Below are 25,855 nucleotides of genomic sequence, written 5' to 3'. Positions count from 1 at the left end.
TCAGGCGGTCCGCTTCTCGGCGGCGGCCGCGATGTCGTCGAGGTCCCGACGGATCATCTTGGTGGTGGCCTTCAGCGCGAAGGACCCGAACACCTTCATCAGGAATCGCGAAAAGGCACCCATGCCGGTTGCTTCCGCCGAGAAGTGAAACGTCAGGGTGGTGCCCTCGCCGGCAGGCGTCAGGGTGAACACCGTCGTGTAGTCGGCGCCGCGGGACGACGCCTTCACCACGGTGCGCTTCTCCGGGTCGATCTCCTCGACCCACATCTCCTCGGACGACGACTTGCCGAACAGCACCCGGGTCTCGCGCCACCGCGTGCCGACCTCGTATTTCGTCGAGTCCAGCCGCTCGAGCTTCTCCACACCGCTCAGAACCGACTCCGCGTTGTCCAGGTCGGTGAGAACATTCCAGACCGCGCTCGCGGGCGCGTCGATCGTTCGGCTCACTCGGATTTCCGAGGCTGACATGTGGCACCCGTTTCTCTCGGTGTCAGGGCAGGGTCCAGAACTGGGTGGTCACCAGATAGAAGACGACGACCCAGAACACCATAGCCCCGGCGACGACGGCGAGCCCTCGACGGTTCGTCCTCGCTTCGGGGACGCCCGGGGCCGGCCGCAGCCAGTGCCCCAGTATCCGGTTCACGTAGTACGGCATCGTCACGAAGCTCATGATGAAGCTGGACAGCAGGTTTCCGACGAGCAGGCCGAGCCACAGCGGCATCTTCAGCGGCGACAGCGCGAGGGTGAGGATCACGACCGTGGGATAGAGGCCGACCCACACCGCGATCGACGTCTTGGTCTCCGACGGCGGCGGCGCCTCGTGGCCGTTCTCGTCGAACGCGAACCAGCTGCCGAACGAGTTGTCGATGGTGCGCAATTCGAAGTCGTGGAACTTCTCCCCCTCGGCGAGCAGCTCCCGACGCGTCGCCGAGGTGAGCCACGTGTCGAGGTCGGCCGCGTTGTCGTAGCGGTACAGCGCGGTCCACTCGTCCTGGACACCTTCGACGGGGCGGAACAGTTCGCTCCCGCGGAAGCCGTCGAACCTGCTCTCCTCCAGGCGCAGTCGGTCCTGCCAGGCGAGGAAGTCGTCGACGTGTTCCGGGCGGACACGGTGCGTCACGACGACCGTCACGAGCGGATCCGCCTCCCGCACGCCGCCGCCGGTGATGACCTGCTGGGTGGCGGGGCCGTCGAAGTACGGCTGCCCCGCGTCCAGCCGGTCCTGCCGGGTGGCGCTGTTGATCCACGCCTGCACGTGGGCGACGGAATCGAAGCGGTAGACCACCACCCAGTCGGGTTGCACGGCGGTGGGTGCGGAGATCTCGGCGCCCAGAAATCCGGGGTAGCGGGACGCGGCCGCGTTCATGTCCCGCTGCCAGGCCTCGAAGGCCTCCTCCGAACCGGCACGCACTTTCTGGCCGATGATGACCGTCGCGGCGTTGCCTGCGACTTTCTCGGTGGGCTTCTCGGTGTCCATCGCCCTCTCCTCACGGCTCAGGTCGTCGGAACCGATCGGTTCTCGCCGATGCGGCTGTAGATGCGTTCGGGGGTGAGCGGCAACTCGCGGAAGCGGACGCCCGTCGCGTCTTCCAGCGCGTTGGCCAGTGCAGGCGCCACCGGGTTGATGCAGCACTCCGCCATTCCCTTCGCGCGCATCGGCCCGACGGAGTCCGAAGAATTGACCAGCAGCACTTCGGTCCGGGGAATGTCGGCGAAGGTGGGGATGCGGTAGTTGCGCAGGTTCGGGTTGGTCATCACACCGTTGTCGTCGACGTGGAAGTTCTCGGTCAGCACGAATCCGATGCCCTGGGCGACGCCGCCCTCGATCTGGCCGCGCACCTGCACCGGGTTGATGACGACCCCGGCGTCCGTGGCCTGGACGCTGTCGAGAATGCGGATCCCGCCCGTCACCCGATGGACGGCGATGCGAAAACCGTGGGCGTTGGTGACGACGCTGCGCGGCGACCCGTACGCCTTGCGCGCCTCCGTGAACCGGATGCCGCGCGGGCGGGCGGCGTCGAGGAGTTCGGTCAACGGCACCCGTGTGCCGTCGCAGAGCACCGCGTCGTCGTCCATCGAGCAGGACGCGACGTCGACCCCGGTGTGCGCGGCGGCGAACGCCAGGATGCGGGTGCGCAGCGCCTCCGACGCCTGCGACACGGCGTTACCCGCGACGAAGAGGCCCGCACTGGCGAACGCGCCCGTGTCGAAACCCGTGCGGTCGGTGTCGGACTGCACGAGACGCACCCGCGCCGGCGTGGTGCCGAGCTGGGTGGCCGCGATCTGCACGTGCGCCGTCGACGTCCCCTCACCGAATTCGACGGTGCCGACGGCGAGTTCGTACACGCCGTCTTCGCCGAGCGTCGCCCACGCCTCGGAGATGTGCTCGGTCGGGGGCGCGGTCTCGTGAAGGCCACACGCGGTGCCCACGCCGACGAGCCACTCCTCGCCCGGCACCTGCCCGTTCCCGGTCCGCCTTAGTGCGGCATCCACGAGGTCGAGGCACTTGCCGAGCCCGTCCTCCCCGAACACGACGTCGTCGGGTCCGTCCTCGATCGCCACGAGTGAGTCGCCGGGGCGGACGATGTTGCGGCGCCGCAACTCGACGGGGTCGATGCCGAGCGCGACCGCCAGTTCAGTGATGGCGGACTCGACCGCGAACGCGGGCTGCGTCATGCCGTACCCGCGCAGCGCCCCGCTGGGCACGGTGTTCGTGTAGACGGAGTACGCGTCGAACTTCTTGTTGAGGCACCGGTACGTCGAGATCGCTGCCCCGGCGGCGAACAACGTCTCGCCCCCGTGGTTGCCGTACGCGCCCGTGTTCGACACGTTGCGCACCTGGAACGCCGTGAGCGTGCCGTCGGACCGGGCGCCGAGCTTGACCGTCAGCTTCATCGGGTGCCGCGGCGACGCCGTCGTGAACTCTTCTTCCCGGGTGAACTCGAGGGAGACCGGCCGGCCCGTGTCGAGGGTGGCGAGCGCAACCAGATCCTCCGTGATCACCTCCTGCTTGCCGCCGAACGCGCCACCGACCCGCTCGCAGAACACCCGCAGCTGGTCGGGACGCAGGTCGAACAGGTGAGCCAGCTTGACCTTCGCGATCGACGGCGACTGCGAACTCGTGCGCACGTGCAGGCGGCCGTCCTTCATCCAGGCGATCGACCCGTGCGTCTCGAGATGCGCGTGCTGGACCCGCGGCGTGAAGTACGTGCCCTCGTGGATCACGTCGGCCTCGGCGAACCCGGCCTCGATGTCCCCCACCTCACCGTGCAGCTCGAGCAGGATGTTGCGCACGGGGTCCTGGACGAACGGGTCGTCCGAACCGTGCAATTGCGGTGCACCGTCGGCCATCGCCTCCTCCGGGTCGAACACCGCGGGCAGCACGTCGTACTCGACGACCACTCTGCGGCAGCCCTCCTCCGCGGCGCCGACCGTGTCCGCCACCACCGCGACCACCCGCTGCCCGGCGAAGCGGACCGTGTCGTCGAGGATGTACGTGTCGTCGGGGTCGACGAGGTGATCGGTGTGGATCGCGGTCGTGTACAGCTTCCGGGGCACGTCCTTCCACGTGTACACGCGATGCACTCCGGGGACGGCGAGCGCCGCCGTCGTGTCGATCGAGACGATGCGGGCATGGGCGTGCGGCGAATGCAGCACCTTCATGTGCAGCAGGCCCTCGATCTCGGTGTCCATCGTGAATCGGGCACGGCCCGTGACGACGTCGGTGGCCGCGGGCGCCCCGACGCTGGCGCCGACGGCCCGGCCCGGTTCGGCGACCTCGATCGCGGCGACACCGTTCACCGCGTCCTCGATCGCGCGATAGCCGGTGCAGCGGCACAGATTGCCCTTCAGCGCGCGAGGCAGGTCCGCTTTCTGCGCGTCGGTGAACGTCGCCGAGGTCATGATCATCCCCGCGGTGCAGAATCCGCACTGGAACCCGGGGGCGTCCCGGAACTGCCGCTGCAGCGGATGCAGGTCGTCCGGCGAACCGAGGCCCTCGATCGTGGTCACCTCCCGTCCCTCGGCCCGGAACGCGGGTGTGATGCAACTGTGCACCGGATCGCCGTCGAGCCACACCGTGCACGCCCCGCAATCGCCTGCGTCGCAACCCTTCTTGACGCCGTGATGACCGAGCGAACGCACGAACGTCCGCAGGCACTGTCCGGGGTGCGGCTCCTCGTCGAACGTCCTGCCGTTGACGGTGTACGTCATCGCCGACCTCCTGCCGCGAGTTCGGTCCGGATCTCCTCGGCGTAATGCTTCGCGAGGTGACGACGGTGGTCGGGGGTGCCGTTGGGGTCGTCGAACCACACGTCCTCGGGCAACGCGTCGATGCTCTGCTGCAGCGCCTCGGTGTCGGGCACGGCGTCGAACGCGAACCGGATCGGACGCGTGGTGCCCGCCGTGATCGTGAGCAGCAGGTCGTCGGCATCGGGCGACCGAGTGCCGATCATGAACAGTGTCGACCGGCCCAGGTGCGTCAGCGTGAAGCGGCGGTGCGCGTGACGCCTGCGCAGGGCGGCGACCGGGATGTCGATGCGCCGCAGGATCTCACCCGGCGCGAGGACGTTCTCGTGGTTGCCCGTGACGAAGTCGGCGGCGTCCACGGTGCGCTCGGACCCGTCGGCCGCCCACAGCGTGTACGTCGCCTCGAGTGCGACGGCCATCGTGATCATCGGGCCCGCGGGCAGCGACATGCAGATGTTGCCGCCCACCGTCGCCGAATTCCAGACCTTGAACGACGCCAGGAACGCCTCACAACTCGTTGCGAACAGCGAGCCGGCGAGCCAGTCGCCCGGCGGCGCAAAGGCATACAGTTCACGCACCGTGCACGTCGCCCCGATCTCCAGACCCGCATCACTCGGCACCAGCGAATCCCAGCCGAGCGCCGTCAGATCGACGAGCCTGCTCAGGCCGGGTTGTGGCTCGGAGAACAACCACGTTCCCCCGGCCAGCCACGCGTCGCCGTCCCGCCACTGCGCACCCGGCCGGTCGGGTGGGCGCCGCACGACATCGGTGATGGTGTTGAGGTCCATATGACTGCTCCACTCGGGGAATGTGTCGTCGTTCTCGTACCCGGCCTGCGTCAACTCACCTGACTCTAGACACCGCGACAGCCGTACCGGCGTTTTTTGCCTTGTTCCACCCGCGCTTGCGACCGTCACCCGTCGTAGCAGACATCTACCGCCCGATCCCGACCGTTACGCTCAGGTCCATGGCCGCCAAGATCTCCGCCCACGACGTGCTCGAGTTGGTACTGGACGCAGGCAGCTTCGTCTCCTGGGACACCACGCCCGTCGACGCGCGGCCGAACGAGAAGTACCAGGCAGACCTGCAGAAGGCCGCCGAGAAGTCGGGAGTCGACGAATCGGTGATCACCGGCGTCGGCACCGTCCGCGGTCGCCCGGTCGCCGTCATCGCGTGCGAGTTCGCGTTCCTGGCCGGTTCGATCGGCGTGGCCGCCGCCGAGCGGATCGTCTCCGCCATCGAACGCGCCACCCGCGAGGGCCTCCCCCTGCTCGCCTCCCCGACGTCGGGCGGCACCCGCATGCAGGAGGGCACCGTCGCCTTCGTGCAGATGGTGAAGATCGCGGCGGCCGTCGCCACCCACAAGGCCGCCCACCTCCCCTATCTCGTGTATCTGCGGAACCCGACCACCGGCGGCGTGTTCGCGTCCTGGGGTTCCCTCGGGCACATCACGGTGGCCGAACCCGGTGCGCTCGTCGGGTTCCTCGGGCCCCGCGTCTACGAGGCGCTGTACGGCGAGAAGTTCCCCGAAGGCGTGCAGACGTCCGAGAACCTGTACCGCAAGGGCGTCATCGACGGCGTCGTCCCCGCGACCCGCCTGCGCAGGCTCGTGCACCGGGCGTTGCGGGTGCTGATCGATCCGCCGACGCCACCCGCCGCCACCGAACCGGTACCGGACGTCGACATCCCCGACGTTCCCGCGTGGCAGTCGGTGATGCTGTCGCGGCGCGCCGACCGGCCCGGCATCCGCCACCTGCTACGGCACGCGGCCACCGAGCAGGTGCCCCTCAGCGGCACCGGTCAGGGCGAGACCGAGGGGACGGTGCTGTTGTCGCTGGCCCGTTTCCGCGGCGCGCCGTGCGTGCTGCTGGGCCAGGACCGCGCCGGCCAGTCGGCGCTGAACACGATGGGGCCCGCCGCCCTCCGCGAGGCACGCCGCGGCATGCGGTTGGCGGAGGAGTTGCAGATCCCCCTCGTCCTGGTGATCGACACCCTCGGTGCGGCGTTGTCGCAGGAAGCGGAGGAGCGTGGACTGGCTCCCGAGATCGCACGCTGCATCTCCGACCTCGTGACGTTGAAGACGCCGACCGTGTCCGTTCTGCTCGGTCAGGGCACGGGCGGCGGGGCGCTGGCGTTCCTGCCCGCCGACCGTGTGCTCGCCGCGCAGAACGGGTGGCTGGCCCCGCTGCCTCCGGAAGGTGCCAGCGCCATCGTGCACCGCGACACCACCCACGCACCCGAGATGGCGGCCGCCCAGGGCATCCGTTCCCTCGACCTGCTGCGGAACGGCGTCATCGACGCCATCATTCCCGAGCATCCGGACGCCGCCGACGAGGCCGTCGACTTCTCCAAACGGGTCGGCGAGACCATCTCCCGGGAACTCCGCGCCCTGACCGGGGTTCCGGAGAGCGAGCGCTTCGCGGCCCGGCTCACCCGCTACCGGAACCTCGGCCTCGGCTAAGACAGTTTGATGGTCGGCTTGTACATGTCCATCCACAACGCGAGGTCGAGGGTGCGCTCGAGTCCGCGACGCGACACCTGAGTGATCTGCGGGGTGTCGACGGACACCGCCCGCGACAGCCAGTCCGCACTGACCAGCCCGAACACCGGGTGCGAGGGGTCGCCGAGCAGGTCTTTGCCGTGCTGCTGCAACGCCACCGCGTACTTCGGGTCCTGGGTGGACGGGTACGGCGACTTCACCCGGTCGATCACCGACTGCGGCAGCACATCCCTGGTCGCGGCCCGCAGCAGCGACTTCTCCTTGCCGTCGAACGTCTTCAGCGACCACGGCGTGTTGTACACGTACTCGACCAGGCGGTGATCGCAGAACGGCACCCGCACCTCGAGTCCGACGGCCATGCTCGCGCGGTCCTTGCGGTCGAGGAGGACCCGGACGAACCGCGTCAGATGCAGGTAGCAGATCTTGCGCATCCGCCATTCGAAGTCGGATTCGCCGTCCAGCCGGTCGATCCCGGATATCGCCGCGTCGTACGAATCCTGCACGTAGTCGTCCATGTGCAGCCCCGCCGTCACGTCCGGGGTGAAGATGTTGCTCTCGTCGCCGAAGTGCTCGGCGAACTGCACGAGCCACGGGAAGGTGTTCGCCTGTTGCGCCTTCGGGTCGAAGAACTGCTTGTAGCCGCCGAACACCTCGTCGGCCGACTCACCGGACAGTGCCACGGTGGAGTGCTGACGGATCGCCTTGAACAGCAGATACAGCGACGCGTCCATGTCGCCGAGGCCCATCGGAATGTCGCGTGCCCGGATGACCTTCGCGCGCACCGCGGGATCGGCGAGGTCGTCGGAGTCGAGCACGATGTCCTGGTGGGCGGTCCCGGACCTGCGGGCCACGTCGTGCACGTACGGAGTGTCCGGGGTGCCCCGCAGGTCGTCCGCGACGAAATGTTCGGTCTGCCCGACGAAGTCGACGGCGAACGTGCGGACCTTCTCCCCCACCTCGGCGAGCTGCCCGGCGGCGATGCCCGTCATCGCCGAGGAGTCGAGCCCACCGGACAGCAGAGTGCAGCGCGGCACGTCGGCGACCAGTTGCCTGCGCACGATGTCGTCGAGGAGTTCGCGGACGTGCGCGACGGACGTGTCCCGGTCGTCGGTGTGCGGGCGGGTCTGCAGGGTCCAGTACCGGTGCGTCCGCAGTCCCGCGGGCGAGACGGTGACCACCGTGCCGGGCTCCACCTCACGCATGCCCTCCCACACGGCGTGGCCCGGCGTCTTCACGAACGCGAACAGCTCACGGATCCCGTCCATCGTGACGGTCGGCTCGGCGATCGGATTGGCAAGGATCGCTTTGGGTTCCGAACCGAACAGCACACCGTCGGGGGTCTCGTAGTAGTAGAACGGCTTGATGCCCATGCGGTCGCGGATCATCACCAGGGTGTCGGTCCGCGAATCCCAGACGGCGAACGCGTACATGCCGTTGAGTCGCTCCGCGACGGCCTCTCCCCACTCCAGATATCCGTGGAGCACCACCTCGGTGTCGGAGTTCGTGGCGAACCGGTGACCGCGCCCGTACAGTTCCTCGCGCAGTTCACCGAAGTTGTACACCTCCCCGGAGTAGACCATCGCCACCGTCCCGCCGGGGGTGTCCGCACTCATCGGCTGATGCCCGCCCGGCAGGTCGATGATCGCGAGCCGTCGATGCCCGAGCGCCGCATGTTCGACGACCCACGTACCGCGATCGTCCGGCCCCCGGCAGTTCATCGTCTCGGCCATGGCATCCACGGTGGACTGTTCGACGCGTAGATCGCGGTCGAACGAGATCCATCCGGTGATTCCGCACATGTGTTCCTCCGGCTGTCGCTGGCGCTCTTCCTTCGGCGCATGGTCAGTTGCGAGGCGGCGAACCTAGTCCGAACCGTAGCAATCGCATTGACAGTTCTTTACTCTTGCTAACCACCTATATTCCACGGTAACCCTTTTCGGCGCACAGGCGGTGAGCCCGCAATCACCGCCGGTCAGAACGGTGCGGGTTCGTCGGGCGTTTGGTTCCGGGGTTCCGACACGCTCGGTGTCCCACGCCGGCGCCGCGCCGCGTCCAGGTGTGCCTGTCGTCGGCGGCGCTCGGCCCGGATCCGTGCCGCGGTGTTCTGCGCACGGGTGCGGCGGCGGGTTGCGGGGTCGGCAGCGTGATCACTCCCGGCGGTGTGGTCGCACCCAGCCGCGACGTCTCGCCCGACACCCAAGAGCCCCGACGACCGCGGACGGTATCGGTGACCGGTGGGCGCGACCAACTCGATCCCACCGTCGACGTCCACCTGCCAGTGACCGGAATGTTTGAGCCGGTGATGGTTTCGGCAGTAGGCGGTGATGTTCCCCACCACCGTCGGACCTCCGGCGGCGGGATCGGAATGGTCGAAAGGCCGATGATGATCGAGGTCCGTGTTCCAGGCCGCGACGTCGCAGTGCAACCATTCGCACGCGCCGGCCAGCACCCGCATCCACGTGTCGAGCACGGTGCCGGGACGGTAGGTGGTCGGAGTTTCAGAGTTCGGCGCCCGCACCGGTTCGACGTTCGCGTCGACGGCGATGTCGCGTGCGTGCGCCGCGTCGACGATTCCGTAGCCGTCGAGGTAGGCCGGTTCGTCACTGCCGCCGAGCGTGGAGTCGAGCATGATGAGGTGCACGAGGGGCTTGCGCGCGGTGGTCGCGATGCGCGAGTCCTGGCCGCAATCGACCCGCCCACATTCACACGGCACGAACCCGGACCCGTCGACGAGGGCGGACAGTCCGTCGGCCCGTCGCTGTTCGTAGGTTCGAAGATCTTGCGGGCACACTGTGTTCGCCAGTTCGCGCAACCGTGCGTCGAATGCCCGGCCCTGTGCCGCGGGAACGGATCCGAGAATTCGGCACATACCGTCCTCTGCGGCACTCACTCCGACAAACCTGTCCGCCTGCGCCTTCTCCCGCTTGGCCCGCACCCCCGCTGGATCGAGCTTCGCGATGATGCGGTTGGCAGCGGTGGTCAGCCTGCGGCCGGTCAACCCGGTTCCACCGGACCGTGGTGGGGCCAGAACCTGTTCGAGGAGTTGATGTTCGACCTCACCGATCCGGTCGTCGGTGACGTTTGCAGTCGCGTCCTCGATCAAGCGCACCCGGTACAGGTCGAGATCACCGCGCGCCATGGCCTCCCGCGTGGTGTGCAGCCGGGTGCGCAGCGACATACCCAAACCGATCAGCCGGCCCGCCGCCGCTCGCCCCATGGTGAGTGCGGCACCGATCTCGGCCTCGACCACTTCGTGCGCGGTCGACGTCCACGCCCCGTCGGACTCGATCTCGGCAGTGCGGCGCACGAACAACTCTGCGATCACCGCAAGCTTTCGTTCGGCCACCACCGCTTCACTGCGATGCAGGTCGGTCATCAACTCGACCAGACCCACGTCGGATTCCGCGTCGGCGAGACAACAGACGGTCTCGCGAACCCCCTGATCCAATACCCCCGTATCGAACATACGTGCCCCTCCTTACGTTTGTGTGGGCAGTTTTACCTCGATTCCGCCGAGATTGAGATAGATCATCGCCTTGAGTGATTTTGCTGAATGATGACCGTAACCGCGGGCATTGATCAGCCTGATCTTCGAGTTGATCCCCTCGATAAGGGCATTGGATATCCCCAACTCGATCGCTGCACAGATTTGCTCGGATTTCTTGTCGATCATGCGCGCCAGTTGTACGAACGCATTGATCCCGCAGGACTGCGCTTCTTCGATCCACCGCCGTAGATACCGTGCAGCGTTCTGGGGCGCGATCTTGCGGTAGAGATCGCGGAACTGCTCCTTCAGACGCCACGCTGTCCCGACCTCGGTATCGGCTGCGGTCACCGTCCGCAGCAACGACTTGTGTTTCTTGGTGAGCCGATTCTTACCGAGCCGCAACACTGTTCGAGCTTTACGCCATTCCGGGGCTTGCATCGACAAGGTCCGGCGAACAGACGCCGCGTCGGAGAACACACGATCCAATGCTCGGTTCACCCACTGCATCACATGAAAGGGGTCCATACACTGACGAGCCTGCGGGACGTGATCCTCGGCGGCGGCACGGAAGGCGGGAGAGCCGTCCATCGACACCACCTGCACCTTGTCGCGCTCCTTCGCCGACTGTTGCTCGAAGAACTCCGAAAACGAGTCTCGGCCTCGGCCCTCGGTGATGTAGACGACCTTGCCGGTGTCGTGATCGCCGACGATGGTGAGGTACTTGTGCGGATGCCGGTAGCAGATTTCGTGGACTCCGATTCGATACAAATTCTCGAGCCTGCGCGAGTCGATCAACGCATCGACTGCCCGCGTGACGATGGAGGTGACCGTCCGCCATGCACAGCGCATCAAGGTCGACACCGAGGTCCGATCGGTGCGGGTGACCAACCACAGCACCATGTCCTCGAAGTCGCGTGTATGCCGTGCTGTCGGACGCGCCCACGGAATGTCCTCGGTCCGGACGCCGCAGGTCGGGCACTCGATCCGTCGGATCGGATACTTCAACCACACCTTGTGGCGGCCGAAGTCGAGATGGCGCCAGCGCCGCGGCGCGTGGTCGTAGGCAGCGGCGCTCGTGTAGCCGCATGGGCACTTCACACGGCGTGCTGCGAGCCTGACGGTGACCTCGACGGAGTCGTCTGTGATCGACACATCCGACACCGATGCACCGGGGATTTGAAGCAGACGGTTAAATGCAGTACTGACGCGCACGTGTAGCGGTCCTCCGGGTTGAGGTTGGTGTAGGAACCCCGAAATCTAGAGACCCAACACGTGCGCGTCCCTCATTTCACCGGCAACTCGCCGACCACTGCGTCCAACAACACAACCCACCCTGAACAGCAGAAATGACGCCCACACAAACCTCAGGAGCGCCACATACGTTCTATCGTATCGGAGCGCGACAAACGGCACAAGACTCAATACAAAGCACACGAAACACACTCACATGACAGGGGTCGCCGGCACGGGCCTCATTGCTCGGACGGTCGGTTTCCCCACCCAGCTGAGCCCCAACGCAACACGCATGCTTCCAAGGATGTTGAACAGCTTGATATTCCATGATGACTTGCCTCCACCACGGGCGCCCGACAGCACGGCATCGAGCACTGCGCAGCACACGGCATCCCACCGATACCGTCACCGGCATCCGCGAGAAGTTCGTCGATCACACCGTTCAAGTAAGACTGGTTACACCACAGCTGAATTCGTCTGAATCACCACGCCCGAAGTTGCCCGGTCGGCGGCCCCCTATCCACTCCCTGCCACGATGGCGGGGACGGTGGCGGCGACGATGATGGCGGCGTTGACGGCGTCGACGGATGCGCGCACGGCCTTGCCTGCCCAGTCGCCTTCGGCGATGTCCTTCGCCCGCTTCTTCACAGCGCGACGGTCGGCGTCCGGGAACAGCTTCGGGGCGGCGTCGACGGCGGAGAGGAGCGAGACCAGTGCAGCGGTGCGCGGAGTGGGCGTGACCCCGTCGAGGAGCGCGGCCCCCAGTTCGTTCCGCACCGCGCGTTCGTGGCTGCCGTCGACCTCGGGCCACCGCGTGGTGGGGAAGATGCCGAGCACCTTGCCTTTCTCCTCGCGGACCCATCCCGCGGCGACGATGCGCTCGGCGAGTTCTTTGCGCAGATTCTTGGTGAGCTTCTCGATCGCTGCTTCCGGTTTCAGCGGCTTCGACCTACCGATGAGATCGACTGCCCGCGCGAGCAGCGGATCCTGCGGCCACGCGCCGTCCCGGACGACGAGGCGCCCCTTCCTGACGTCCTCACCGGGTTCGGCGGGCGTGACGACGTCGCCGAGGGCCAGTTCCAGGAGAACGGCGCCTGCGAGGACGCGCGGCAACCTCGTCCCGTCGACGACGGGCTTGCCCGAAGCGTCGTCGAGCAGCAGCAACAGCAGGTCTTCGGCGAGCAGCGTCATGCTTCCACGATAGGAGGACGGCGACGCGAAGTCCGGTGTCCGTTCAGCCGCCCCGGGGAATGTTTGCCGGTTACCGTGGAGGGGGAATGTTTCCGGGTATCAGCGGACGGTTGTCGGGCACCGCAGTCAAGCACGAGGAGCGGCTATGAGCGCGATCGGACACTGTCGGGCACTCCTGGCGGTCGCCGTCATTGCCTCGTCTGCCATGTTCGGTCAGGTGGCGACGGCGTCTGCGGACGTGTGGCGGGCCCTTCCCGCCGACAAGCCGGCCTCGGCGGACGGCTCGGCCCTCGACCACATCGAGGAGATCAACGACCGCCAGCTGAACATGTTCGTCTACTCGGCGGCGATGGAGAAGGTGATCCTCCTCGAGGTCATCCGCCCCGCCGACACGAGCGTTCCCCGGCCGACCCTGTACCTGCTCAACGGTGCCGGTGGCGGCGAGGATTCGGCGACGTGGCAGGCGCGGACGGACGTGGTCAGCTTCTTCGCCGACAAGAACGTCAACGTCGTCACTCCCGTCGGCGGGGCGTACAGCTACTACACCGACTGGGAGAAGCCCGATCCCGTCCTCGGCGTGAACAAGTGGACCACTTTTCTCACCGAGGAACTTCCCCCGATCGTCGACGCCGCACTCGGAGCGAACGGCGAGAATGCCATCGCGGGTCTGTCGATGTCGGGCACATCCGTCCTGAGCCTGGCCGAGGCCGCGCCCTCGCTGTATCGCGCTGTCGGCGCGTTCAGCGGGTGCGCCCAGACGAGCACCAAACCGGGCCGGGACTACGTCACGTTCGTCGTCAGCTTCCGCGGCGGAGATGTCGACAACATGTGGGGACCGCCCGACGACCCCGCCTGGGTGGCCAACGACCCCGTCGTCAACGCCGAGAAGCTACGCGGCATCGACCTGTACATCAGCAACGCCACCGGGCTGCCCGGCATTCACGAGAACCTCAACGGCCCGGACATCAACGGAGATGTGGGCGTCCTCGCCAATCAGGTGATCATCGGCGGCATCATCGAGGCGGGTACCAACGAGTGCACCCATCAGCTGGCCGACAGGCTGAACGCGCTGGGAATCCCGGCCACGTACGACTTCCGGCCCACCGGCACCCACTCGTGGGGATACTGGCAGGACGACCTGCACAACTCCTGGCCGATGATCGCCGGTTCCCTCGGCGTCTGACCGGGGCGCACCCGACGTCGCATAGGGTGTGTCGGGTCACAGGACGACGAGAGGACGTGCATCGATGAGCTCCCCGGGAACTGCGCCTTCGAGCGACGACCATGGCCACAGCTACGCCGAGGTCTACCGCCGGAGCACCGACAGTCCCGAGGAATTCTGGCTCGCCGCCGCCGAGGCCGTCGAGTGGGAGCACCCGCCGACGCGCGCGCTCGACGACTCCGCCGCCCCGATGTACCGGTGGTTCCCGGACGCGTCGCTGAACACGTGTTTCAACGCCCTGGACCGGCACGTGCGCGACGGCAACGGGGACCGGGCTGCGTTGATCTACGACTCGGCGATGGTTCCCGACGCGTCCCGCACCTATACCTACGCAGAACTTCTCGACGAGGTGTCCCGGTTCGCCGGCGTCCTGAAAGACCAGGGTGTGGTGGCCGGGGACCGGGTGATCGTCTACATGCCGATGATCCCCGAAGCGGCGATCGCGATGCTGGCCTGCGCCCGTATCGGCGCCGTGCACTCGGTGGTGTTCGGGGGTTTCGCCGCGAAGGAACTCGCGACCCGCATCGACGACGCCGGACCGGTGGTCCTGGTGACGGCGTCGGGCGGCCTCGAACCGGGGCGCACCGTCGAATACCTCCCGATGGTGGCGAAGGCGCTGGAGTTGTCCGCCACCCCTCCGCACACGGTAATCGTCAAGGACCGCGAGCAGGTTCCCGGTTCGGCCGCCGACTATCAGGGCGGCGACGCGGCGTGGTTCGACTGGGACGCACTGGTGGCGGATGCCGCACCCGCGGAACCGGTTCCGGTGGCCGCGACGGACCCGCTGTACATCCTGTACACGTCCGGAACCACCGGGAAGCCGAAGGGCGTGATCCGCGACAACGGCGGGCACGCGGTCGCGCTCACATGGTCGATGCGCAACATCTACGACATCGGCCCGGGTGACGTGTGGTGGACCGCGTCCGACGTCGGCTGGGTGGTCGGCCACTCGTACATCGTCTACGGGCCGCTCCTCGCCGGTGCCACGTCCGTGCTCTACGAAGGCAAGCCGGTCGGGACACCGGATGCGGGGGCGTTCTGGCGGGTGATCTCCGATCACGGTGTGTCGGCGCTGTTCACCGCACCGACCGCGATCCGCGCCGTCCGCAAGGCCGATCCCGACGCGACGGAGATCGAGAAGTACGACATCTCCTCACTGAAGACGCTGTTCGCGGCCGGCGAGCGCCTCGACCCCGACACGTACGCGTGGGCGACCCGCGTCCTGGACCGTCCCGTCGTCGACCACTGGTGGCAGACCGAGACGGGCTGGGCGATCTGTTCCAACCTGCGCGGACTCGAACCGATGCCGCTGAAGGCCGGATCCCCCACCGTCCCGGTTCCCGGGTACCGGGTGCAGGTCGTCGACGGCGAGGGGAACGTGGTTCCGGCCGGGGCCGAAGGCAACATCGTGATCGGCCTGCCCCTGCCTCCGGGGACCCTGGCCGGGTTGTGGCGCGACCCGGAGCGGTACGTGAAGTCGTATCTCGCCACGTTCGAGGGCTACTACCTCACCGGCGACTCCGGGTACATCGACGAGGACGGGTACGTGTTCGTCCTCGGGCGCAGCGACGACGTCATCAACGTTGCCGGACATCGCCTTTCGACCGGAAGCATGGAGGCCGTGGTCGCGGGACACTCCGCGGTGGCCGAGTGCGCGGTGGTCGGGATCCGCGACGAACTCAAGGGCCAGCGGCCCAGCGGTTACGTGGTGCTCAAGGCCGGCGTCGACATCGATCCGGAGACGCTCCGCACCGAACTGGTCGCGATGGTGCGTGAGCAGATCGGGGCCGTCGCCACGTTCCGCGACGTGACGGTCGTGCAGGCGCTGCCCAAGACCCGCTCCGGCAAGATCCTGCGCAAGACGATGCGGCAGATCGCCGACCACGAGGAGTACACGGTGCCCTCCACCATCGAGGACGTCGCGGTCCTCGACGCGCTGAAGAAACAGTTGGGCGGCTGACCGCCCCGTGAGTACTTGTTAACCGCCCGCGGTTAAGAAGTACTCACGGGGTCTTGATCTCGCCGTACCGGGCCAGGGCCTCCTGCCGTTCGTGGGCGTGGTCGACGATCGGCGGCGGATAGTCCTCGGGGCGGCCGTCTTTCAGGGCGTGGACGGCCTTCCCGGAGATGCCCCGCAGTTCGGGCACCCACCGCCGCACGTATTCGCCGTCGGGGTCGAACTTCTCGCCCTGCGTCGTCGGGTTGAACACCCGGAAGTACGGCGACGCGTCCGTCCCCGACCCCGCCGTCCACTGCCAGCCGTGCTGGTTGTTCGCCAGATCGCCGTCGACGAGTTGGTTCATGAAGAAGCGGGCGCCCCGCCACCACGGCAGGTGCAGATCCTTGACGAAGAACGACGCGACGATCATCCGCACCCGGTTGTGCATCCAGCCTTCGGCTTTCAGCTGACGCATCCCGGCATCGACGATCGGGAACCCCGTCCGGCCGTCGCACCACGCCGTGTACGCCTCCTCGGCGTCGGGCCCGCTGTCGTAGCGGATGTGGTCGAAGCGGCGGTCGTAGTTTCCCCGTGCGCTGTCGGGGCGCTGGAAGAGGATGTCGGCGTAGAAGTCCCGCCACGCGAGCTGCCGCCTGTACTGCTCGGCGCTCTTGCTGCGGCGGCGGGCGAGATCGCGGAGCATCGTCCGCGGATGAATGTTGCCGTACTTCAGGTACACCGACATCCGGCTGGTCGCGTCGAGCCCGGGACGATCCCGCGCGTCCTCGTATCCGGCGAGGTCGTCATCGCAGAACTCCGCCCACCGTTCCAGCGCCGCCGCCTCACCCGCGGCGTACCCGTCGGATTCGGGTTCGGGGATCGTCACCCGCCGCGTCTTCACGTCGTCCGGGTCCATCCACTCCACCGTCCGGGGCCCGGTGTCGATCGGCGCGCGCCACCCGTGCTCGAGCCACTGCCGGAAGTACGGGGTGAACACGCGGTACGGTTCCCCGTCCGCCTTGGTCACCCGGCCGGGCGCCACGGCGTACGGCGACCCGGTGGCCACCAGCTCGACGTGCTCGGCGACGGCGGCGTCCCGCTCGCGACCGTAGGGTCCGTAGTCGGCGCTGACGTGCACTTCTTCGGCCGCGACCTTCTTCGCGATCCGCGGAACCACGTCGACGGGATCGCCCTTCACTACCAGCAACCGGCCGTCGAGTTGGTCGTCCAGCGCCGCGAGGCTGCGGAACAGGAAGTCCCGGCGAGCGTCGCCCGACGTGGTCAGCAACCGGTTGTCGAGAACGAACAGGCCGAGCGCACGCGCCCCCGACTCGGCGACCGTGTGGAGCGTCGGCAGGTCACCGAGCCGGAGGTCGCGGCGGAACCAGACGAGTGCGGTGTCCATGTCTGCCACGGTAACGAAATGCGGGCCGCTCAGTTGGTGGAGCGGGCCGAAGACAGCACCGACAGGTACGGGGCGTCGATGTCGTAGTGCGTGAACGCCGACAGCGCCGCGCGGGCGAACGTCCGCTGCACCGCCCACTGCCTGCCGGGCTTGGTTCGCGCGGTGATCCGGAGCGTGACCGATTCTGCGGTCACCGAGTTCACGCCCAGCAGTTCCGGGGGTTCGAGTACGTCCGCCGCGATCGCGTCGCCCTTGGCCGCCTCGGTGACGGCCTCCAGCGCCACCTCGCACGCCCGTTGCACGTTGGCGGCGTGCGCGATCGGCAGATCGACCACCGCGACCGCGTACCCCTGGCTCATGTTGCCGACGCGGACGATCTCGCCGTTGCGGCAGTACCAGAGGGTGCCGTTGACGTCGCGGATCGTGGTGACCCGCAGACCCACCGTCTCGACGGTTCCGACGGCCTCGCCGAGGTCGACGACGTCCCCGACGCCGTACTGATCCTCGAGCAGCATGAAGATGCCCGACAGGAAGTCCCGGACCAGATTCTGCGCACCGAAACCGAGTGCGACACCGATCACACCGGCGGACGCGATGAACGGCGCGACGTTGACGCCGAGGACGGCGAGCACCTGGAGCACGACCCAGATGAGCACCACGATCGACACCGTCGACTTGAGCACCGACCCGATCGTCCGGGCGCGTTGCGCGCGACGCTCGTTGACCATCGCCTCCTTGACGCCGCGCGGGGCGCGTTCCCGCAGGGGACGGAGCATGGCCGGTTTGTCCGAGGGCTCCCGGGGCCGCGTCATCCGGTCGATCATCCGGTGCAACGCGAAACGCAGCACGAGCGCCAGAACGACGTAGGCCGCGATCTCGGCCGGCCGGTGAATCAGCCAGTCACGGTTGGTTTCGGTCAGTTCGAATGCCTGCAGCGAAGGAAACATCCCCAACGAGTGTACGGACGAGACACGCTCTCACAACTGCCATCCGCACGCTCTGTGGTCGCGCTCACGGCACAATGCAGGGGTGACCGTCACAGACTCAGCCAGTGTCCTCGTGGTCGACGACGACGAGGACGTGCGGACGTCCCTCGAACGCGGCCTGCGCCTGTCCGGATTCACCGTCCTCACCGCCGTCGACGGCGCCGACGCACTGCGGGTGGTCAGCGAGCAGCGCCCGGACGCGATGGTGCTCGACATGAACATGCCGGTCATCGACGGGACCGGTGTGGTGACCGCGCTGCGCGCCATGAGCAACGACATCCCGATCTGTGTGCTCAGCGCCCGCGACACCGTCGACGACCGCATCTCCGGTCTGGAGTCGGGTGCCGACGACTACCTGGTCAAGCCGTTCGTCCTCGCCGAACTGATCGCGCGGATCCGGGCGATGCTGCGTCGGCACGGAACGACCACCGCCGCGCCCGCCGACTCGCCCGCGACCCCGCCGATCCGGATCGGTGCGCTCGAGATCCGCATGTCCGCACGCCGGGTCTTCATGGCGGGCGAGGAGGTGACGCTGACCAAGCGGGAATTCGAACTGCTCGAGGTCCTCGCCCGCAACGTCGGCATCGTGCTGAGCCGGGAGCGGCTCCTCGAACTGGTATGGGGGTACGACTTCGTCGCCGACACCAACGTGGTCGACGTCTTCGTCGGCTACCTGCGGCGCAAGTTCGAGGTCGGTGGTCGGCCGCGCCTCCTGCACACGGTCCGCGGAGTGGGGTTCGTGCTGCGGGAACCGTCGTGAAACGGTCGTTCTCCCTCCGGACCCGTGTGGCCGCCGCGACGGCGCTCGGGGCGACGATCATCGTCGTGGCGCTCGGCATCCTGGTATCGCTGGCGATCAACCGGAACAACCTGGCGCAACTCGACCGGCGGCTGGAGACGGCGTCGGACGTCCTCGTTCCCAACGCGGCCACCGCCGGGCTGTTCCTCGGGGCGCTGGGCGACAAGGGCGCGTTCGCGATCACGATCCGTTCGGCCGACGGCGACACCGTGCTCGTCAGCACCCCCACCCAGCTGCCCGAACTCGACCCCGGCTCGCAGACGGTGCGGATCGACGACACCTGGTACCGGGCCTACACCGCGACCGTGCCTCTCCTCGGCACCCGGATCTCCCTGGCCGTGCCGTACGCCGAGGCGCAGGACGTGACGTCCGAGCAGCAACGGCAGGTAGCCCTGGTGGGGGTCCTCGCCGTCGCCGCCGCCAGCGGCCTCGGATGGCTGTTCGGGGGTCGTGCGGTGCGCCCCCTGGTCGACCTGACCGGCCGCATCGTGCGCCGCGAACCGAAACTGACACCCACGTCCTCGGGAGTGCGGGAGGCCGACGAACTGGCCTCCGCCGCCGAGTCGATGCTGCGCGACGTCGCCGAGGCGCAGGCCGCGACCACGGCCGCCCTCGCCACCGCCCGCGACTTCGCCGCCGTGTCCGCGCACGAACTCCGCACGCCGCTCACCGCGATGCGCACCGACCTCGAGGTCCTCACCACTCTCGACCTGACGCCGGAACAGCAGCACGAGATCCTCCGCGACCTCGCCCGCTCACAAGCCCGGGTGGAGTCGACGCTGTCCGACCTCGAGCGCCTCGCCCGGGGCGAGCTGTCCACCGACAAGGACTTCGTGGATTGCGACCTCGTCGACATCAGCGACCTCGCCGCGGAGGAGGCGATGCGTCACAACCCCGGCCTGCAGGTGACCGTCGACGCGGCCCCGGTGACGGTCCGCGGCATGCCCGGCGGACTGCGCCTCACCCTGGACAACGCCATCAAGAACGCGGTCCGGCACGGCGGCGCCACCGCGGTGACGATCACACTGAGAGCGGCCGACGGCATCACCACCGTCGTCGTCGACGACAACGGTTCCGGGGTGCCCGAGGCCGAACGGGCCGCCGTGTTCGAACGGTTCCACCGCGGTTCCAACGCGACGAAGAGCGGGTCGGGGCTGGGCCTCGCGCTCGTCGCCCAGCAGGCCGCATTGCACAACGGCAGCGCACGTTTCGAGGTCAGCCCGCTCGGCGGCGCACGGCTCGTCGTGGAATTGCACACCGACACGACCCGGAAAGCGGAAAGCCCCGCCTCACCCTGAGGTGATGCGGGGCCTTCGGACCGTGGAGACTATTCCTTCACGTCCAGCAGGTCGATCATGAACACCAGCGTCTTGCCGGACAGCTGGTGTCCGGCGCCGGCGGGACCGTAGGCGAGCTCCGGCGGGATGGTGAGCTGACGACGTCCGCCCACCTTCATCCCGGGGATGCCGTCCTGCCAGCCCTTGATGAGGCCGCGCAGCGGGAACTGGATGGACTCGCCGCGGCTCCAGGAGGAGTCGAACTCCTCGCCGGACTCGAACTCGACGCCGACGTAGTGCACCTCGACGGTGCCACCGGGGACGGCCTCGGCGCCGTCTCCGACGACCACGTCCTTGACGACCAGGTCGGTCGGGGCGGGTCCCTCTTGGAACTCGATCTCGGGCTTGGTCATGTGTCCTCCTCGATGAGGGCTCTATGGTTCGGCACAGGTGTTCGCGATCAGCGACCTGTGACGTCCTTGTAGTCACGCTCGGTGTAGCCGGTGTAGATCTGGCGCGGACGGCCGATCTTCGTAGCGGGATCTTCGTGCATCTCGCGCCAGTGTGCAATCCACCCGGGCAAGCGGCCCATGGCGAACAGAACGGTGAACATGCGCGTGGGGAAGCCCATCGCGCGGTAGATCAGACCCGTGTAGAAGTCGACGTTCGGGTACAGCTTGCGCTCGACGAAGTAGTCGTCGGTCAGCGCCGCCTCTTCGAGGGCCATCGCGATGTCGAGCAGTTCGTCGTCGCCGCCGAGCTTGTCGAGGATGGTGTGCGCCGTCTGCTTGACGATCGCCGCGCGCGGGTCGTAGTTGCGGTAGACGCGGTGCCCGAAGCCCATGAGCTTCACGCCGTCTTCCTTGTTCTTGACCTTGCGGACGAAGTCGCCTGCGTTGCTGCCGCTGGCCTTGATCTCGTCGAGCATCTCCAGCACCGCCTGGTTGGCGCCGCCGTGCAGCGGGCCCCAGAGTGCGTTGATGCCACCGGAAATCGAGGTGAACAGGTTGGCGTCGGAGGAGCCGACCAGGCGGACCGTCGACGTGGAGCAGTTCTGCTCGTGGTCGGCGTGCAGGATCAGCAGCATGTCGAGTGCCTTGGCGATCTCGGGATCGATCTCGTAGGGCTCCGCGGGGAAGCCGAACGTCATCCGGAGGAAGTTCTCGACGAGGTTCAGGGAGTTGTCCGGGTACAGGAACGGCTGTCCGACGGACTTCTTGTACGCGTAGGCCGCGATGGTCGGCAGCTTCGCGAGAAGGCGGATGGTCGACAGTTCGACCTGTTCCGGGTCGGCCGGGTCCAGGGAGTCCTGGTAGTACGCGGACAGCGCGTTGACGGCACTGGACAGCACCGGCATCGGGTGCGCGTTCCGGGGGAACCCGTCGAAGAACCTCTTCAGGTCCTCGTGCAGCAGGGTGTGGCGCCGGATCCGGTCGGTGAACGACTCCAGCTGTGCCGCAGTGGGCAGCTCACCGTAGATCAGCAGGTAGCTGACCTCGATGAAAGTCGACTTCTCGGCCAGCTGTTCGATCGGGTATCCGCGGTAACGGAGGATCCCCTTCTCACCGTCGATATAGGTGATCGCGGAGCTGGTGGAGGCGGTATTGACGAAACCCGGGTCCAGGGTGGTGTACCCGGTGCTGGCGAGCAGCTTGCCCAGTTCGATACCGTCATTGCCCTCGGTTGCCCTGGCAATGGACATCGTGTGCTCACCACCAGGGTAGGTAAGCGTGGGCTTTGTGTCATTGTCAGGCACGAAGCATCCCTCTCAAGCTCAAACCAATGAGTAACAACTTCATTCAGGTAGAAACTAGCCCCACTCTGGCCTGCCTGCCGAAGGCGGGTCCGCTCAGGGGCCGTGACGCGGCCTCCCCGCGGGATGCGTGGCGACCTCGGGGAAGGGTCGGCGAACGGGTTGGTCGAGTGTCCGATTTGCCCGCACGGCGCGGGAGCGGAATCCGTGCGGGCCAGTTGCGCGGGACTGGACTGGCCTCATTACCTGCACCGATGCCGAGGACGGCGGAGAACGCACGCCGCGTCACCCGATTCGGTGAGGGAAGTACAGAGGCTGGCACAAAGACCGTCGGCCGCGACGGAAGAACCCCCGCCGGACGTATCGACCGGACCGCGACCGGTGTTACACCGTCTCACCAAGTGGGCACCCGGCGGGCGAAAATCGAACCGCTACGACCCCAGCGCCGACATGCCCCACACACCGGTCCACTGCTGTCCCGGAGCGAGCACCAACTGATCGATTCCGGAGTTGAACGCATCCGGCGGGCACGTCATCGGTTCCAGGGCCAGCGCCCGGCCGCGGCCCGGGTACGACTTGCCCGCGTCGGGATCCGCGACGAACGCCTGCAGCCAGCCGAACTCCCGGGCCGCCCACAGGACCGTTCCGGTGCCGTCCGGTGCGCGCAATTCGTGCCGCGACCTGCCGTCCACGTCCACATCCAGTGCGCTGAACGGGGTGTCGAGGGCCACACCTGCCAGCGTCCGCGGGCTGGTGAAGTCGTATTCGGTGCCCGCGACGGCCTGCGAACCGCCGCTGGGCAGCATCCGCTCGTCGAGCGGCAGCCGGGTGCCTGCCGACAGGCGCAGCGTGCACTCGTCGAGCGGAAAGTCGCCGGCGCGGACGTAAGAGTGGAAACCCATCCCGAACGGCACCGGGATGGCTCCCGTGTTGGTGGCGGTGTGCGTCACGGTGAGGCCGTCGTCGCCCAGGACGTAGTCGACGGTGAGCCGCAGCGGGTACGGCCACCCCTTGTGGAGGCCGACGTCGATCGACAACTCGATGCGGTCGTCGGCGTGATGTACGACACGCCAGTCCCGGCGACGGACGAATCCGTGGCTCGCGTTGGCGAACCCCGGCTCCGTGATCTCGAGCTGATGGTCGATGCCGTCGAAGACGAACCGGCCGTCGCGGATCCGGTTGGGCCACGGCGCGAGGATCAACCCGGCCGACAGCGGGGGCCGGGTGCCGAGGTCCCACGTCTCGGTGAGCGCCGTCGGCCCGTCCGGACCGTCCCGTTCGAGTAGCCGGAGTCCGGCACCGGTGGCCGCGATACCGGCCCGGTAGCCGCCGCCCCGGATCTCGAATCCAGCCGCGGCAGGCCTGTCCGTCTTCGACGACTGCGATTCACCCATGCATTTCAGTGTGCACGAGATCTGCACGAGATATGTGATGGCGCACGGGAACCTAGCGCGTGACCTTGTACCGCATCAGCGCCGGGAACGCGAGCGCGGCGATCACCACGCCGATGACGACGAGGACGCCGCCACCGGCCGCGGCGACGCTCGTTCCGACCGCCGCGGCCGCGGCGCCGTGCAGGACGTCGCCGATCCGCGGGCCCCCGGCGACGACGACGATGAAGACGCCCTGGAGTCGTCCGCGCATCTCGTCCGTGGCGACCTGCTGGAGCATGGTGCTGCGGAACGCGGCCGAGACCATGTCGACGGCGCCGCCGAACGCGAGGAACGCCAGAGCGATCCACAACAGGGCGGGACTGCCTCCGGGTGAGGCGAGTCCCACGACGACGCCGAAGCCCACCATCGCCAGACCCCACAGCGCGATGCACACGATCACGGCGCGGCCCTGACGCCGGACCCTCGGCAGCCAGCCGGAGAACACGCCGCCGGCCACCGCGCCGACCGACATCGCCGCGAACAGCAGGCCGAGCGCCACACCGCCGGAGGCCGGGTCTCCGAACGTGTCGTGCGCGATCTGCGGGAACAACGCCCGCGGCATACCGAACACCATCGCGATGATGTCGACGACGAACGACGCGAGCAGCACCTTCTGGGTGGCGAGGTAAGCGAACCCGTCGAACACCTCGCGCAGCCCGGCGCGCCGGGACTCCCCCGTCGGCGGGATGGCCGGCAGCCGGAGCACCGCCCACAGGGTGGCCAGGAGGGCGATCGAATCGACGAGATACAGCGTGGACAGCCCGACCACCGGGATCATGACCCCGGCGAGCAACGGTCCGGCGATGGCGCCGAACTGCATGACCGTCATGTTGAGCGAGTTGGCCGCGGGCAGTTGTTCCACCGGGATGAGCCGCGGGATGATCGCGCTGCGGGTGGGCTGGTTGATCGCGAAGAATGCCTGCTGCAGGCCGAGCAGTCCGAGCACCAGCCACACGTTGTTCAGGCCGAGCGCCGCCTGCACCCAGAACAGCACCGCCGTGACACCGAGTCCGACGGTGGTGATCGTCAGCAGCTTCCGCCGGTCCATGACGTCGGCGAGGGCGCCGCCCCACAGTCCGAACACGATCAGCGGTACCAGCGCGAAGACACCGGTCAGTCCCACGTACGCCGAGCTGCGGGTGATCTCGTACACCTGCTGCGGCACGGCCACGACGCTGAGCTGCCCGCCGATCACCGTCACGATCCCGGCCGCCCACAGGCGCCGGTAGTCCCGGTTCTGCAGCGGCGCCGTGTCGGCGAGCAGCCGCCGCTTCTTCTTCTCGGTGACGGTGTCGGTCATTCTTCCCTTAGCTCGTTTCCCATGCTCACTATTCCCCGGTCGTCACGGCTGCAGCCGCTCCACCGTCCACGAGCCGCCGACCAGCGACGTCCGGATGCGGTTGTGCATCCGATTCGCCCGGCCCTGCCAGAACTCCACGACAGCGGGGCGGATCAGGATTCCGCCCCAGTCCGGCCGCACCGGGATGTCGACGTCGACGGGGAAACGCTCCGCCGCGTGCAGCAGCGCGGCGTCCAGTTCGGCCCGCGAACCGATCGGCCGCGACTGCTCGGACGCCCACGCCCCCAGCCGGGATCCGCGGGGCCTGCTGTGCCAGTACTCGTCCGTGACCTCGGCACTCACGCGCTCGACCGGGCCGCGGACGGTGATCTGCCGGGCGACGGGCACCCAGGTGAACGTCACCGACGCGTACGGCACCGACTCCAGCTGGCGGCCCTTGTCCGAGTCGTAGTTGGTGAAGAACAGCACACCGTCGGCACTCAGTCCCTTGCAGAGGACGGTGCGGGTGCACGGGTGTCCGTGCTCGTCGACGGTTCCGAGCGTCATCGCGTTGGGTTCGGGAACCCCGGACTCCACAGCGTCCTCGAGCCACCCGCGCATCAGCGGAAGCCAGCCGTCGCTCAGCTGGTCGGCGTCCAGATCGGAGTCGATATACGCTCCGTCGGCGCCCTGGTGTGCGTAACCGACGCGCATGGCCGCGAGGTCCTTGTTCACCGGTTTCGGGTGTTCTGCATCTGGAGACACAGCCGAGAACGCTACTCCCGGGTATGCACTGATCAACTCTCCGGTGACACCGGCTAAAGTTTTGGGGACCGAACCCGTCCCCATCGGATTGCAGCCGCGATCGTGCGATGCCCGGGGACGGCACGTCGATTGCGCGGACGAGGGTGCCTGCCCATCCCGCATGCACGCCCAGCGCAATTGTCGAACGCCGAGACAGTGCCGCTCTGACCGGGGGCACTCGAACGAGGAGAGTCCACGAGCTATGTCAGCTAGCGCGGCAATACCGGACGATTTCGTCAGCGGACTGGAAGGCGTGGTCGCGTTCACCAGCGACATCGCCGAACCCGACAAGGACGGCG

20 protein-coding genes are annotated in these 25,855 nt (G+C 67.7%); 5 read left to right on the top strand and 15 right to left on the bottom strand.

The genetic code is table 11. The features are described from left to right. From P3H15_RS30580 to P3H15_RS30565, 4 genes are read right to left on the bottom strand one after another with little or no spacing between them, the layout of a single operon-like run. Positions 1 to 468: an SRPBCC family protein gene (locus tag P3H15_RS30580; RefSeq protein ID WP_276140649.1), complete on the bottom strand. Its 468-nt coding sequence runs from the start codon at positions 466 to 468 to the stop codon at positions 1 to 3. A gap of 22 nt (positions 469 to 490) precedes the next feature. Then, positions 491 to 1,477: an antibiotic biosynthesis monooxygenase gene (locus P3H15_RS30575; protein WP_276140648.1), complete on the bottom strand. Its 987-nt coding sequence runs from the start codon at positions 1,475 to 1,477 to the stop codon at positions 491 to 493. 17 nt (positions 1,478 to 1,494) lie between these two features. Then, positions 1,495 to 4,212, bottom strand: coding sequence for a molybdopterin-dependent oxidoreductase (locus tag P3H15_RS30570; RefSeq protein WP_276140647.1), 2,718 nt, complete (start codon positions 4,210 to 4,212; stop codon positions 1,495 to 1,497). Further along, positions 4,209 to 5,036 (bottom strand): xanthine dehydrogenase family protein subunit M, encoded by an 828-nt coding sequence (locus tag P3H15_RS30565; RefSeq protein ID WP_276140687.1) that lies wholly within the window; start codon positions 5,034 to 5,036, stop codon positions 4,209 to 4,211. Before P3H15_RS30565 ends, P3H15_RS30570 begins: the two co-directional genes overlap by 4 nt. A gap of 179 nt (positions 5,037 to 5,215) precedes the next feature. Here P3H15_RS30565 and P3H15_RS30560 point away from each other — a divergent pair, with 179 nt between their 5' ends. Beyond that, a complete protein-coding gene (locus P3H15_RS30560) occupies positions 5,216 to 6,709 on the top strand; it encodes a carboxyl transferase domain-containing protein (protein WP_276140646.1) in 1,494 nt (497 codons plus the stop codon). On the opposite strand, the gene asnB is transcribed toward P3H15_RS30560, so the two are convergent. From asnB to P3H15_RS30540, 4 genes are all read right to left on the bottom strand, one after another. Then, entirely contained in the window at positions 6,706 to 8,547 is a 1,842-nt protein-coding gene (gene asnB, locus P3H15_RS30555) for an asparagine synthase (glutamine-hydrolyzing) (protein WP_276140645.1), read from the bottom strand. The two genes, P3H15_RS30560 and asnB, sit on opposite strands and share 4 nt — an antisense overlap. Positions 8,548 to 8,720: 173 nt before the next feature. Then, the gene (locus tag P3H15_RS30550; RefSeq protein ID WP_276140644.1) at positions 8,721 to 10,214 is read right to left on the bottom strand and encodes a DUF222 domain-containing protein; all 1,494 of its coding nucleotides are present in this window, start codon (positions 10,212 to 10,214) and stop codon (positions 8,721 to 8,723) included. A gap of 12 nt (positions 10,215 to 10,226) precedes the next feature. Then, a complete protein-coding gene (locus tag P3H15_RS30545; protein ID WP_276140643.1) occupies positions 10,227 to 11,447 on the bottom strand; it encodes an ISL3 family transposase in 1,221 nt (406 codons plus the stop codon). 537 nt (positions 11,448 to 11,984) lie between these two features. Beyond that, a complete protein-coding gene (locus tag P3H15_RS30540) occupies positions 11,985 to 12,659 on the bottom strand; it encodes a GPP34 family phosphoprotein (RefSeq protein WP_276140642.1) in 675 nt (224 codons plus the stop codon). Between the two features lie 145 nt (positions 12,660 to 12,804). Between P3H15_RS30540 and P3H15_RS30535 the strand changes: the two genes are divergently transcribed. Further along, positions 12,805 to 13,842: an alpha/beta hydrolase family protein gene (locus tag P3H15_RS30535; RefSeq protein WP_276140641.1), complete on the top strand. Its 1,038-nt coding sequence runs from the start codon at positions 12,805 to 12,807 to the stop codon at positions 13,840 to 13,842. 64 nt (positions 13,843 to 13,906) lie between these two features. Continuing rightward, complete coding sequence (locus P3H15_RS30530; protein WP_276140640.1) at positions 13,907 to 15,841, top strand: propionyl-CoA synthetase; 1,935 nt, start codon at positions 13,907 to 13,909, stop codon at positions 15,839 to 15,841. A gap of 43 nt (positions 15,842 to 15,884) precedes the next feature. Here P3H15_RS30530 and P3H15_RS30525 read toward each other — a convergent pair whose 3' ends face one another. Both P3H15_RS30525 and P3H15_RS30520 read right to left on the bottom strand, forming a co-directional pair. Then, entirely contained in the window at positions 15,885 to 17,225 is a 1,341-nt protein-coding gene (locus P3H15_RS30525; protein ID WP_276140639.1) for a deoxyribodipyrimidine photo-lyase, read from the bottom strand. A gap of 29 nt (positions 17,226 to 17,254) precedes the next feature. Next, complete coding sequence (locus P3H15_RS30520; protein ID WP_276140638.1) at positions 17,255 to 18,172, bottom strand: mechanosensitive ion channel family protein; 918 nt, start codon at positions 18,170 to 18,172, stop codon at positions 17,255 to 17,257. Positions 18,173 to 18,254: 82 nt separating this feature from the next. On the opposite strand from P3H15_RS30520, the gene P3H15_RS30515 reads away from it, so the two are divergent. After that, complete coding sequence (locus tag P3H15_RS30515; RefSeq protein ID WP_276140637.1) at positions 18,255 to 18,971, top strand: response regulator transcription factor; 717 nt, start codon at positions 18,255 to 18,257, stop codon at positions 18,969 to 18,971. After that, positions 18,968 to 20,308 (top strand): HAMP domain-containing sensor histidine kinase, encoded by a 1,341-nt coding sequence (locus tag P3H15_RS30510; protein WP_276140636.1) that lies wholly within the window; start codon positions 18,968 to 18,970, stop codon positions 20,306 to 20,308. The genes P3H15_RS30515 and P3H15_RS30510 overlap by 4 nt, the downstream gene beginning before the upstream one ends. A 29-nt stretch (positions 20,309 to 20,337) precedes the next feature. On the opposite strand, the gene P3H15_RS30505 is transcribed toward P3H15_RS30510, so the two are convergent. The 5 genes from P3H15_RS30505 to pdxH all read right to left on the bottom strand — a co-directional run bounded on the left by P3H15_RS30505 (position 20,338) and on the right by pdxH (position 25,487). Next, positions 20,338 to 20,700: an FKBP-type peptidyl-prolyl cis-trans isomerase gene (locus P3H15_RS30505; RefSeq protein WP_015888813.1), complete on the bottom strand. Its 363-nt coding sequence runs from the start codon at positions 20,698 to 20,700 to the stop codon at positions 20,338 to 20,340. A gap of 47 nt (positions 20,701 to 20,747) precedes the next feature. Beyond that, complete coding sequence (locus P3H15_RS30500; RefSeq protein WP_124394967.1) at positions 20,748 to 22,043, bottom strand: citrate synthase; 1,296 nt, start codon at positions 22,041 to 22,043, stop codon at positions 20,748 to 20,750. A 428-nt stretch (positions 22,044 to 22,471) separates the two neighbouring features. Beyond that, a complete protein-coding gene (locus P3H15_RS30495; protein WP_276140635.1) occupies positions 22,472 to 23,434 on the bottom strand; it encodes an aldose 1-epimerase family protein in 963 nt (320 codons plus the stop codon). Between the two features lie 52 nt (positions 23,435 to 23,486). Then, complete coding sequence (locus tag P3H15_RS30490) at positions 23,487 to 24,773, bottom strand: MFS transporter (protein WP_276140634.1); 1,287 nt, start codon at positions 24,771 to 24,773, stop codon at positions 23,487 to 23,489. Positions 24,774 to 24,815: 42 nt separating this feature from the next. Further along, the gene (gene pdxH / locus P3H15_RS30485; protein ID WP_276140686.1) at positions 24,816 to 25,487 is read right to left on the bottom strand and encodes a pyridoxamine 5'-phosphate oxidase; all 672 of its coding nucleotides are present in this window, start codon (positions 25,485 to 25,487) and stop codon (positions 24,816 to 24,818) included. Positions 25,488 to 25,855: the final 368 nt, after the last annotated feature.

The organism is Rhodococcus sp. T2V (genome assembly GCF_029269925.1).
GTDB classification, from domain to species: Bacteria; Actinomycetota; Actinomycetes; order Mycobacteriales; family Mycobacteriaceae; genus Rhodococcus_F; species Rhodococcus_F koreensis.
This window is presented reverse-complemented; position numbering and strand designations above follow the sequence as displayed.